10 protein-coding genes and 1 tRNA gene are annotated in these 11725 nt (G+C 70.9%); 5 read left to right on the forward strand and 6 right to left on the reverse strand.

Annotation, left to right across the window (positions count from 1 at the left end):
- Nucleotides 1–69: 69 nt before the first annotated feature.
- Nucleotides 70–1293 carry a phospholipase D-like domain-containing protein gene (locus ACFVGS_RS08100; protein WP_385691498.1) on the forward strand — a complete coding sequence of 408 codons (1224 nt, stop codon included), beginning with the start codon at nucleotides 70–72 and terminating at the stop codon, nucleotides 1291–1293.
- 99 nt (nucleotides 1294–1392) lie between these two features.
- Here the strand turns inward: ACFVGS_RS08100 and ACFVGS_RS08105 are convergent, their stop codons facing one another.
- Nucleotides 1393–3921 (reverse strand): ABC transporter permease, encoded by a 2529-nt coding sequence (locus tag ACFVGS_RS08105; protein WP_385691501.1) that lies wholly within the window; start codon nucleotides 3919–3921, stop codon nucleotides 1393–1395.
- A 146-nt stretch (nucleotides 3922–4067) separates the two neighbouring features.
- The gene (locus tag ACFVGS_RS08110) at nucleotides 4068–4838 is read right to left on the reverse strand and encodes an ABC transporter ATP-binding protein (RefSeq protein ID WP_384421302.1); all 771 of its coding nucleotides are present in this window, start codon (nucleotides 4836–4838) and stop codon (nucleotides 4068–4070) included.
- A 455-nt stretch (nucleotides 4839–5293) separates the two neighbouring features.
- Between ACFVGS_RS08110 and ACFVGS_RS08115 the strand changes: the two genes are divergently transcribed.
- Nucleotides 5294–5374, forward strand: a tRNA-Leu gene (locus ACFVGS_RS08115).
- Between the two features lie 118 nt (nucleotides 5375–5492).
- On the forward strand, nucleotides 5493–6395 hold the full coding sequence (locus tag ACFVGS_RS08120) for a Bax inhibitor-1/YccA family protein (RefSeq protein ID WP_384421304.1): 903 nt from the start codon (nucleotides 5493–5495) through the stop codon (nucleotides 6393–6395).
- Nucleotides 6396–6486: 91 nt separating this feature from the next.
- Here the strand turns inward: ACFVGS_RS08120 and ACFVGS_RS08125 are convergent, their stop codons facing one another.
- Nucleotides 6487–7047, reverse strand: a complete 561-nt coding sequence (locus ACFVGS_RS08125; RefSeq protein ID WP_384421305.1) for a TetR/AcrR family transcriptional regulator — start codon at nucleotides 7045–7047, stop codon at nucleotides 6487–6489.
- A 102-nt stretch (nucleotides 7048–7149) separates the two neighbouring features.
- On the opposite strand from ACFVGS_RS08125, the gene ACFVGS_RS08130 reads away from it, so the two are divergent.
- Nucleotides 7150–8025, forward strand: a complete 876-nt coding sequence (locus ACFVGS_RS08130) for an alpha/beta fold hydrolase (protein WP_384421307.1) — start codon at nucleotides 7150–7152, stop codon at nucleotides 8023–8025.
- Nucleotides 8026–8039: 14 nt separating this feature from the next.
- Here the strand turns inward: ACFVGS_RS08130 and ACFVGS_RS08135 are convergent, their stop codons facing one another.
- Entirely contained in the window at nucleotides 8040–8270 is a 231-nt protein-coding gene (locus ACFVGS_RS08135; protein WP_384421309.1) for a DUF4287 domain-containing protein, read from the reverse strand.
- A 99-nt stretch (nucleotides 8271–8369) separates the two neighbouring features.
- Here ACFVGS_RS08135 and ACFVGS_RS08140 point away from each other — a divergent pair, with 99 nt between their 5' ends.
- The gene (locus tag ACFVGS_RS08140) at nucleotides 8370–8699 is read left to right on the forward strand and encodes a hypothetical protein (protein ID WP_384421311.1); all 330 of its coding nucleotides are present in this window, start codon (nucleotides 8370–8372) and stop codon (nucleotides 8697–8699) included.
- Between the two features lie 240 nt (nucleotides 8700–8939).
- Here the strand turns inward: ACFVGS_RS08140 and ACFVGS_RS08145 are convergent, their stop codons facing one another.
- Both ACFVGS_RS08145 and ACFVGS_RS08150 read right to left on the reverse strand, forming a co-directional pair.
- Nucleotides 8940–9833, reverse strand: a complete 894-nt coding sequence (locus ACFVGS_RS08145) for a hypothetical protein (protein ID WP_384423237.1) — start codon at nucleotides 9831–9833, stop codon at nucleotides 8940–8942.
- A 335-nt stretch (nucleotides 9834–10168) separates the two neighbouring features.
- Nucleotides 10169–11389, reverse strand: a complete 1221-nt coding sequence (locus tag ACFVGS_RS08150; RefSeq protein WP_384423238.1) for an acetyl-CoA C-acetyltransferase — start codon at nucleotides 11387–11389, stop codon at nucleotides 10169–10171.
- Nucleotides 11390–11725: the final 336 nt, after the last annotated feature.

Here is an 11725-nt window from a genome sequence, read left to right on the forward strand (position 1 = left end):
CCGGCACCCCGCTCCTTCGGGTCCGGATTGTCATGCATATGCCGTTCTGCTCGTTCCGAGGGGGAACTCTTGCGCCGTCCCAGCCGCCCCAGTCGTCCCGGCCGTCTCCTGCTCGCGGTGGCCGCCGCCGTCGGCCTGCTCGCCGTCCCTTCACCCGCGGGCGCCGCCGAGGCCCCGGTCACCACCACCGCCACCTTCAACGACCCGTCGGGCGACGCCACCGCCCAGAACCGGGTCCGGGACCACATCACCGACCTCATCGGCCGGGCCCCGGCGGGCTCCACCATCACCGCCGGGCTCTACACCTTCACCGACGACAGCGTCACCGACGCCCTCGGCGCCGCGAAGACCCGCGGCGTGAACGTCCGGGTGATCGTCGACCACACCTCCGCCACCATGGCCGGCGGCGAGTACGACCGGCTCGTGACCCGTCTCGGCACCGACCGCACCCAGGGCTCCTGGGTCTTCGCCTGCCCGGCCGGCCGCGGCTGCATCGGCTCCCGGCAGCTGCCCGGCGACACCGACGGCGCCATCAACCACAACAAGTTCTGGCTGTTCTCCAGCACCGGCGGCGCGGACGACGTCGTCGTCCAGACCTCCGCCAACATGACCGGCGTCCAGCGCACCGACCTCTTCAACAACGCCGTCACCATCGTCGACAGCGGCCTCTACGGCATCTACCAGAGCTACTTCGCCGACCTGCTGCACCACGGCTCCTCGACCGGCGGCCTGAGCCACTACTACAAGACCCCGACCAGCCCCACCGGCCCGTACAAGGCGTACTTCTTCCCGCGCCAGGAGGCCGCCGGCGGCTCGTACGACTCCGACGCGAGCACCGACACCGTGAAGCTGATCCTCGACAACGTCAGCTGTGCCGGCGGCACCCAGATCCGCATGGCCGCCAACCTCTTCACCCGCGACGAGGTCGCGAGCAGGCTCGTCGCCCTGAAGAACGCCGGCTGCTCGGTGATCCTCGCCCACGACGGCGCTCCGGGCTCGATGAGCGCGGGCGTCGAGTCGGTGATCTCCGGCAAGCTCACCCAGCGGGTCCAGTGCTACGAGGACCGGGGCACCGGCGTAGCCAAGGCGGGCCTGCACTCCAAGTACCTGCTGGTCGAGGGCACGTACGACGGCGTGGCCGGCCGGAAGCTGGTGTGGACCGGCAGCCACAACTACACCTACCCGGCGCTGCGGGCCAACGACGAGACGCTCCTGAAGATCGACGACGCGGCGCTCTTCGACCTGTACAAGGCCAACCACCAGTACCTGATGTCGTACTGCGCGGGCAGCTGACGCGGAGGAACGCCGAAGGGCCGGGCTCCCACGGGAACCCAGCCCTTCGCGCCGTACGCGCCGTACCTGTCGGACGCGTCGTGCGTGCCCTACGGAGACCTACTCGGCCTTGATCGCGGCCAGCATGTTCAGCTTCGCCGCGCTGCGCGCCGGCCACATGGCGGCCAGGACGCCGACCAGTCCGGCGAGGAGCAGGAAGATCCCGATCCGGCCCCACGGCAGCACCAGCGCGTAGTCCGGCAGGCTGTGCTTCAGCGTCTCGCCGATCGCCCAGCCCAGGAAGGAGCCGAGGGCGATGCCGACCACCGCGCCGAACAGCGAGATGACCACGGCCTCCAGACGGACCATCCGCTTCACCCGGCGCCGGTCGAGACCGATCGCCCGCAGCATGCCGATCTCCTGCTGCCGCTCGAAGACCGACATCGCGAGGGTGTTGACGACGCCGAGGACCGCGATGATCAGCGCCATCGCCAGCAGGCCGTACATGATGTTCAGCATCATGTTGATGACGCCGCCGAACTGGTCGCGCATGTCCTTCTTGTCCATGACCGTCACGGCCGGGTTGTCGCCGAGCGACGTCATCACGGCCTTCTCGGCCGCGGCCGACGGGCCGCCGTCCATCGCGACGAAGATCTGCGGGATGTACGGCTTGGGGTCGTGGGCGTTGAGGACCTTCACGTCCAGGACCAGCGGCGAGACGAACTCGCTGGCCTCGTAGACCGCGCCGACCTTCAGCTCGCCCTTCTTCTTGTCGGAGAACTCGACCGGCAGGGTCGAGCCGACCTTCCAGCCCCGCTTCTCGGCCGTCTTGTCGTCGACCGCGACCTGGCCCTCGGCGAGGGTGCCGAGCGAGCCGTTCACGACGTGGAGGTTGAGCACCTTCTCGACGTCGCCCGGGGTGACGCCGGAGACGGACTTGAAGTCGCCCTTCACCTGGATCCAGCCGGCCTGCTGCGGCGAGACCGCCGTGGCGCCCGGGGTCTTCTTCACGGCGTCCAGCGCGGCCTGGCTGAGGCCCTCGCCGCTCGCCATGGTGATCATGTAGTCGGCCTTGATCTGGTCGGTCGTCATCCGGTCCACGGCCGAGCCGACCGTGGCGCCGAGCACCGAGAGACCGGTGACCAGGGTGAGGCCGATGGCCAGCGCGGAGGCGGTGGCGCCGGTGCGGCGCGGGTTGCGGACCGCGTTCTGGCCGGCCAGGGTGCCGGCCACGCCGAAGGCCTTCAGGACCGGCCGGGCCAGCGCGATCACCGGGCGGGACAGCAGCGGGATCAGCACGATCACCCCGATGAGGGCGAGGAACGCGCCTCCGGCGATCATCATCCGCCCCTCTTCGCCGCCCTGGGAGGCGCCGAGGGCGATGGCGCCCAGGCCGAGGGCGGTGACGATCGCGCCGATGGTGTTGCGCACGACGAGGGACTTCGTCGTGGCGACCGCGTGGACGCTGCTCATCGCGGCGACCGGCGGGATCTTCGCGGCCCGGCGGCCCGGCAGGAACGCGGCCAGCATGGTGACGAGGACGCCGACGGCGAGGGCCGAGACCAGCGGGGTCGTGCCGATGACCAGGTCGCCGGCGGGGACCTTCAGGCCGAAGGCGTTCATGCCGGAGCGCAGCCCGGCGGCGAGCCCGATGCCGAGCACGAAGCCGACGGCCGAGGCGACCAGGCCGACCAGACCGGCCTCCGCGAGCACGGAGCGGGTGATCTGCTTGCGCGAGGCGCCCACCGCCCGCATCAGCGCGAGCTCCTTGGTGCGCTGGGCGACCAGCATGGTGAAGGTGTTGGAGATCAGGAAGATGCCGACGAAGAGCGCGATGGCGGCGAAGCCGAGCAGCATCTGGTTGAGTGTGCCGAGGCCCGCCTCGATGTCCTTGGCCTGCTGGTCGGCGAGCTCCTGGCCGGTCTGGGCGTCGGCCTTGTCGCCGACGACCGGCTTCACGGCCGCGAGGATCTTGTCGGCGTCGGCGCCCGGCTCGGCGCTGACGTTGATGTCCATGAAGTGGCCGGGCCGCAGGAACAGCTTCTGGGCGACGTCGGTGTCGAACAGCACGAGGCTGCCGCCGGCGTTCACGGCGCCGTCCTCGGTGGTGAAGACGCCGGTGAGGGTGTAGGTCTCGACGGGGCCGTTGGTGGCCACCCGGACCCGGTCGCCGACGTGGTAGCCGCCCTTGTCGGCGGTGTCCTTGTCGAGCGCGATCTCGTCGTCCTGCACGGGGCCCGCGCCGGAGACGAAGGCGTACGCGGAGTCCTTGCCGTCCTTGCCGGGGGCGAAGTTGGTGCCCTTGTTGGACCAGCCGGCGCCGATCAGCTTGCCGTCCTTGTCCGGCACGCCGGCGAAGCCGTTGACGCGGCCGGTGGCGTCGGCCACGCCGTCGAGTGCGGCGATCTTCTGCCGGGTCTGCTCGGACAGGCCGGGCGTGGCGTTGGGGTCGTTCTGGTTCGGCGCCGCGCTGACGGCGACGGCGATGTCGTCGTAGCTCTTGGCCGACTGGTTGCGGAAGGCCTGGGAGAGGGTGTCGGTGAAGACGAGGGTGCCGGACACGAAGGCCACGCCGAGCATCACGGCGAGGACGGTCATCAGCAGCCTGGCCTTGTGCGCGAGCACGTTGCGCAGGGCGGTACGGAACATGGCTGTGGAGTCCTGGAGGAAGAGGGCGGGTCGGCGCGGGCCGACGGGGCGGGGCGGAGCCCCGTGGGAGGAGGGAGGCGGGCTCGGGGCCTGCCGGGACCTGCCGGTGCTGCCGGCGGGTCGGGCCGTGGCGGGCCCCGGGGGCCTCAGCTCGTGCGGCCCTTGGCGTCGAAGGCCTTCATGCGGTCGAGCACGCCGTCCGCCGTCGGGTGGAGCATCTCGTCGACGATCCGGCCGTCCGCCAGGAAGATCACGCGGTCCGCGTAGGAGGCGGCGACCGGGTCGTGGGTCACCATCACCACGGTCTGGCCGAGCTCGCGCACCGAGTTGCGCAGGAAGCCGAGGACCTCGGCGCCGGAGCGCGAGTCGAGGTTTCCGGTCGGCTCGTCACCGAAGATGATCTCCGGCTTGGAGGCCAGCGCGCGGGCCACGGCCACGCGCTGCTGCTGGCCGCCGGAGAGCTGGGCGGGGCGGTGGCTGAGCCGGCCGGAGAGGCCGATCATGTCGATGACCTGCTGCACCCACTGCTTGTCGGGCTTGCGGCCCGCGATGTCCATCGGCAGCGTGATGTTCTCGAGCGCGGTGAGCGTCGGCAGCAGGTTGAACGCCTGGAAGATGAAGCCGATCTTGTCCCGGCGCAGCTGGGTGAGCTGCTTGTCCTTCAGGGTGCCGAGCTCGGTGTCGCCGATCCGGACGGAGCCGGAGGAGAAGGAGTCGAGTCCGGCCACGCAGTGCATGAGGGTCGACTTGCCGGAGCCGGAGGGGCCCATGATCGCGGTGAACTCGCCGCGGCCGAAGCCCACGGTGACGCGGTCGAGCGCGACCACCTGGGTCTCACCCTGACCGTAGACCTTCGTCAGGTCGGTGGCGTGGGCGGCCACCGCGGTGGCGCGGTGCACGGTGGGGGTGGTGGTCACGACGGCGACTCCTGTCACTGCGGTTGATCGGGAACCACTCCATCGTGTCGTTCGTTCCGGCGCGGGTCGTCCGTCCACGTACCCGTTCCCGGGGCAGCCTGGAGTCGGACGCCCGGGCCCGCCGTCCTCCTGAGGTATGACGGCCGACCCCGAGGCGGAGCCGCGGTCCGGAGCCACCCGGCCGTCCGCCGGGGCTTCCTGGTCCTTCCGCCGGGGGGCCGCGGGGCCTGATGGTGCGAAGGTGACGAAGTCCGTACGAACCTGCGGCGAGTTTTCGTCAATCCACCCCTGACGTCTTTGCGGCCGCGACCCCGGTCAGGCTTCGGCCCGATGCCCCTCACCTGCGCTGACGCACCCTCAGGTGTCAATAAAATAAGACAACATCGGACCGGCGTTCCGCTGAACGGGCGACGTGCCCCGATAGGCTCCTGTGCCAACGCGGAGGTTCGCGCCACGCCCGGATGGTGGAATGCAGACACGGCGAGCTTAAACCTCGCTGGCCTCAGGCCGTACCGGTTCGAATCCGGTTCCGGGCACTCCTCGACGCCCGCTCGACACGATCGTATAAAGATCCTCCCCCAGCACGAGGGGGTTTCTTTTGCCCTCGCATTACTCTTGACGCAAGGCCGCGCAGTGCGGCCATGGAGGAGTGAGATGAGGAGCAGCAACCCGGTCTTCTCGCGACGGGGGTTCAGCCGCGACAACGGCTACGCCGGCTTCAACGCGCAGCAGCCGCAGGCCGGGGGCCCCGCCGTCGGAACCAACCCGTACGCGACCGGCAACCCCTACGCGCAGGGTGAGGCCAACCCGTACGCGACCAACCCCTACGCGCCGCAGGACACCCAGCTCGGCGCGCCGCAGCAGGTCCGCGGCAACGTGATGACGATGGACGACGTGGTCAGCCGTACGGCGATCACGCTCGGCACGGTCGTCGTCACCGCCGTCCTGGCCTGGCTGCTGCTGCCGGTCGACCCGGCGAACCTGGGCAAGTCCTACGGCATCGCCATCGGCGCGGGTCTCGTGGCCCTGGTGCTGTCGCTCGTCCAGTCCTTCAAGCGCAAGGCCTCGCCGGCGCTGATCCTGGCGTACGCGGCCTTCGAGGGCGTCTTCCTCGGCGTGATCTCGGCGGCCGTCTCGACGTACATCGCCGACGGTGTCGTCGCGCAGGCCGTGCTCGGCACCATGGCGGTCTTCGCCGGCGTGCTGATCGCGTACAAGATGCGCTGGATCCGCGTCACCCGCCGCTTCTACGGCTTCGTGATGGCGGCCGCGATCGGCTTCGTGCTGCTGATGGCGGTCAACCTGCTGTTCGCCGTGTTCGGCGGCGGTGACGGCCTGGGCTTCCGCAGCGGCGGCCTCGGCATCATGTTCGGCGTCATCGGCATCATCCTGGGCGCCTGCTTCCTGGCCCTCGACTTCAAGCAGGTCGAGGACGGCATCACGTACGGCGCTCCGCGCGAGGAGGCGTGGCTGGCGGCCTTCGGCCTCACGCTGACCCTCGTGTGGATCTACATGGAGTTCCTGCGCCTGCTGTCGATCCTCCAGGGCGACGACTGACGCACCGTGTGACACCTCGCGTGACACGCGAAGGGCCCGTCCGGCAGCAGCCGGGCGGGCCCTTCCGCCTTTCCCGGCGGTCCGGCCCGGATCAGTCCACGTGGGCGTCCAGGAGCACCCGGGCGGCGTCCTTGGCGTGGGCGGCGGGCTCGGAGGTGCCGTTGATGCCGGCGACGGCCATGGCGCCGTTGGCGAGCAGGGCCAGCTGGTCGGCGAGGGCGGGCGGGGCGTTGAGGGCGGCGGTCTGTTCGGCGAAGTAGTCCCGCAGGGCCTGCTTGTGGCCGCGGGCGATGTCCGCGATGTCGGGGGAGATGCCGCCCATCTCGCCGAAGGTGTTGATGAAGGCGCAGCCGCGGAAGCCGGGGTCCGCGAACCAGTCGCCGAGGTAGTCGAAGACCGCGAGGGCCCGCTGGTACGGGCTGGTGGCGTGGGTGGCGCCATGGGCGGCGATGGCCTCGCGCACCGCGGTGTCGCGGCGCTTGAGCACCGCCCAGACCAGGTGGTCCTTGGACGGGAACAGCTGGTAGAGGCGCTTCAGGGAGACGCCCGAGGCGCTGCGGATGGCGTCCATGCCGACGGCCTGGACGCCCTTCTCGTCGAAGAGGGCCTCGGCCGTCTCCAGGAGCCTCAGCTCCGCGGTCTCCGCGTCCATACCGACCACTCCTCCGGATAGCGGGCTTGCATGAGAACCATCGTTCTCCTACTCTACAAGGCATCGGGAGAACGCTCGTTCTCCATCGAACGGGGAGGTCCCATGTCCAGCTTCGCCCTGCGCTCCCGCACCACGACCGTCGACGGCCTGGAGGTCTTCTACCGGGAGGCCGGAGACCCGTCCCGGCCCACCCTGGTGCTGCTGCACGGCTTCCCGAGCAGCTCGCACATGTACCGGGGACTGATGGCCGAGCTCGCCGACGCGTACCACCTGGTCGCGCCCGACCACATCGGCTTCGGCGCCTCCGCCACGCCCGCCGTGGACGCCTTCGACTACAGCTTCGAGAAGCTCACCGACATCACCCTGAAGCTCCTCGACCAGCTCGGCCTCGACCGCTTCGCGCTCTACATCCAGGACTACGGCGCACCCGTCGGCCTCCGCATCGCCTCCCGGCACCCCGAGCGGGTCACCGCGATCGTCACCCAGAGCGGCAACGCCTATGTGGAGGGCTTCACGCCCTTCTGGGACGTCCTCTTCGCCCACGCCGAGGACCGGGAGGCCAACGAGGAGGGCGTACGCGCGCTGCTGACCCCCGAGGCCACCCGCTGGCAGTACACCCACGGCGTCCCGGCCGACCGGCTCGACCGGATCGGCCCGGAGACCTGGTCCCTGGACCAGGCCGGCCTCGACCGGCCCGGCAACCAGGAGATCCAGCTCCAGCTCTTCTGGGACTACCAGTTCAACCTGGACGGCTATCCGGCCTTCCAGGAGTACTTCCGCACCCACCGGCCGCCGCTGCTGGCCGCCTGGGGCCGGGGCGACGAGATCTTCGGCCCGGCCGGTGCCGAGGCCTTCGCCCGCGACCTGCCGGACGCGGAGATCCACCTGCTCGACGCCGGGCACTTCGCCCTGGAGACGCACGGCGAGGAGATCGCGGAACTGGTCCGCGACTTCCTCGGCCGTCACGTCGGGAAGTGACCCGGAGAACGGGATCAGGTCATGCGGCGGGCGGCCCTCCGCAGGTCGTACTCGTGGATGATCGCCTTCGCGTGGCCGTAGGCGAGCCCGTGCTCGCCGCGCAGCCAGCTGACCTTCTCCTCGAAGCGGATGAGGGACGGGCCCTCCTCGACGGCCCGCAGCCAGTCGGAGATCTCACGACCGGTGCATCGGGGGATACGGGCGAGCAGGTTGCGGTGGGTCTCTTCGGAGAATGCGTGGGACATCGGCGCCTCCGGACGCGTTGTGCCTGTGCTCCTTCACGTCACCGTGCCCGAGCGTTCGCCCGTTGGCAATGGTCCCCGGGCGGCGCGTAGGGTCGCGGAGTGCGCGATACGACCGAACTGACCGCCGCAGCCGAGCGCTTCGCCGACCGGCTGCGGGCCGCCCCGCAGAGCCGCCTCCAGCGCGGCGCGGCAGCCGAAGGCCTGGCCCTGGCCAGGGAGTTGGCCACCCGGGCGCAGCGCCTGGAGACCCCCGGCCGGGAGCCGCGGATCATGCCGGACGCCGGCGTCTTCGCGGTCGCGGACCAACTCGCGGTCGCCGCCACGGATCTGGCCGAAAGCATGCGAACGGCCCCGGCAGACGCCCCGGAGGGCGACCTGGACGAGGCCGTGAGACTGGTACGGGAGGCGGAGGCCCGCTCGGGCCTGTGAACCCGCCCGCGGGCTTCCGGGGGGCCGCCACGGCCCCCGTGGCTAGGCCGTCTCTTCCGGATCTTGGCCGGGTCCGCGACGCCTGGCACGGCACCTCGCCGCGTTGCCGAAACGCCCCGATAGCTCCGCTATCGCGACGCTCCGGCGCCTTGCGATGCTTCCCCTCGGCCCTGGCGGGCCTGGGGAGACCCCATGCACCAGACGCCGCGGCCTATCCGGCCCTGATCCGGAAGAAACGGCCTAGAGGCTGGCGATGACGCGGTCGGCGAGGATGTACACGTTGTCCTCGGCCGCGTCGCCGCACGAGAAGGTCAGGGCGTAGGCGCCGGACACGCCCGAGCCGCCGAGCAGCACCGGGGTGTGGCCGGCACGCAGGGCCTCGGCGAGGCGTTCGGCCGTCTCCCGGTGGCCCGGGGTCATACAGAGCGTGGTGCCGTCGGCGAAGACGTACACGTCCAGCGTGCCCAGCGGGCCGGGGCGGACGTCGGTCAGCGCGGTGCCGGTGTCGGCGAGCTCCTCGAGACGGGCCACCGTGCGCTCGTGGTCGGTGACCACGGGCGTGCGGACCGGCACGAAGTCCGGGTGCGAGGGGTGGCGGCGGCGCGCCGCGGCCAGCTCGGGGGAGTCCTCGGTGTACTCACCGGCGCCGGTGAGCTCCGGGAACTCCTCCAGCGCGTCGAAGGTGTCGAACACGTCCAGCGGGTCCTGCGCGGCGGTCTCGCGGCCGTCGAGCGCGGCGGCCTCCGCCTCCATGGCCTCCAGGGCCATCGCCTCCAGGCCCACGAAGTCGGCCTGACGCGGGACGAAGTACGGGCCCTCCTCGGCGGGCGCGACCGGACCGCCCAGCAGCGACGGGGCGTCGGCGGCGTCGCGTGCCTCCTGCGCGGCCCAGAAGGCCCGCGCCTCGGCGAGCTCCCGCTCGCGCTCCTCGGCCAGCGCCTCGGCGACCGCGGCCCGTATCTCGGCGGCGGGCGACTGCCGGGCCGCGGGGACGGACACGCCCTGGGCCGCGGCGAGTTCGCCACGCAGCGCGGTGATCTGCTTACGGAGAGCGTGGGCCGAGTGCAGAGCGGCGGCGCCCACGGCCGTGGCAGCGGCGGTGGTCACCAGCAGGGCAAGAGACAGTGCGCTCACTGACGTACTCCCGATTCCGAGTCGATCCCCCGACTTCCTACATCAGAGTGTCGTGGGGTGGCGCCGCCTGTCAGTGCATTACGTCACGAAATGGACAGGTATTTGTGCCTGGTGTTTAGTCCCGATACCCCCGTGACCTGGGAAAAGAACTCTCCCCCGGGATGTATGTCACATCCTGGGGGAGATTCGGTCACGGCTTGGACGCGGCGCGGTTAGCGAGGGCTCCCGACGGGATCAGGACAGCCGCTCTTCTCTCCTGGTCGCGCTGAGCTTCGCCTCCGCTCCGGGTAGGGGCCGCCCTCGTTCCTCGGGCGGCCCCTACCCTCCGCTGCGGCTCAGCTCAGCCGCTCGATGACCATGGCCATGCCCTGGCCGCCGCCGACGCACATGGTCTCCAGACCGAACTGCTTGTCGTGGAACTGCAGGCTGTTGATCAGCGTGCCGGTGATCCGGGCGCCGGTCATGCCGAACGGGTGGCCGACGGCGATGGCGCCACCGTTCACGTTGACCTTGTCGAGGTCGAAGCCCAGGTCCCGGTAGGACGGGATGACCTGCGCGGCGAAGGCCTCGTTGATCTCGACAAGGTCGATGTCGCTCGTGGTGAGACCGGCCCGGCGCAGCGCCTGCTTCGACGCCTCGACCGGCCCGAGGCCCATGATCTCGGGCGAGAGGCCGGAGACGCCGGTGGAGACGATCCGGGCCAGCGGGGTCAGACCCAGCTCGCGCGCCTTGGTGTCGGACATGATCACGACGGCCGCGGCACCGTCGTTCAGCGGGCAGCAGTTGCCGGCCGTGACGAGCCCGTCGGGCCGGAAGACCGGCTTGAGCCCGGAGACGCCCTCCATGGTCACACCCGCGCGCGGGCCGTCGTCCTTGGAGACGACCGTGCCGTCCGGCAGCGTGACCGGGGTGATCTCCCGCTCCCAGAACCCGTTCTTGATGGCCTGCTCGGCGAGGTTCTGCGAGCGCACGCCGAACTCGTCCATGTCCTGGCGCGTGACGCCCTTCCAGCGGGCCAGGTTCTCGGCCGTCTGGCCCATGGCGATGTACGCGTCGGGGACCAGGCCGTCCTCGCGCGGGTCGTGCCACGTCGAGCCCTCGGACTCGGCGACGGCGGCGGTACGGGCCTCGGCCTCGGCGAAGAGCGGGTTGTGCGTGTCGGGCAGCGAGTCGGAGTTGCCCTTCACGAACCGGGAGACCATCTCGACACCGGCCGAGATGAAGACGTCGCCCTCGCCGGCCTTGATCGCGTGCAGCGCCATGCGCGAGGTCTGCAGCGACGAGGAGCAGTACCGGGTGACGGTGCAGCCCGGCAGGTGGTCCATCCCCATCTGCACGGCCACGATGCGGCCGAGGTTGTTGCCCTGCTCGCCGCCGGGCAGACCGCAGCCGAGCATCAGGTCGTCGATGTCGCGCGGGTCCAGCTCGGGCACCTTGGCGAGGGCGGCCTGGATGATCGTGGCGGTCAGGTCGTCGGGACGCAGGTCCTTCAGGGAGCCCTTGAAGGCCCGGCCGATCGGCGAGCGGGCGGTCGAGACGATGACTGCTTCGGGCATCACGGCTCCAGGAGGTGCTGGGTGGGCGGACAGAAAGGGAAGTTACCCGTACGTACCGCGCGGGTCACCGCCCCGACGATGTGATGCGGACCTCTTTTCTAAGCGCTCGCTCAGTAAGCCGTACGGCTTCCCCACCCCAGTGTCCGCCGCACGCGACGACGGCGGGAGGGGCCCGGAACCGAATCCCCGCCGAGGCCGACGACGGCGGGGAGGGGTCCGGGGCCGGAGCGGCGCCGAGGCCGACGACGGCGGGGAGGGGTCCGGGGCCGGAGCGGGGGTGGGGGTGTCCGGACGTTTAGGCCTCCTCCACGAGCGAAGCGAAGGGGAGGTGGCAGT

Source organism: Streptomyces sp. NPDC127114, assembly GCF_042677525.1.
GTDB lineage: Bacteria > Actinomycetota > Actinomycetes > Streptomycetales > Streptomycetaceae > Streptomyces.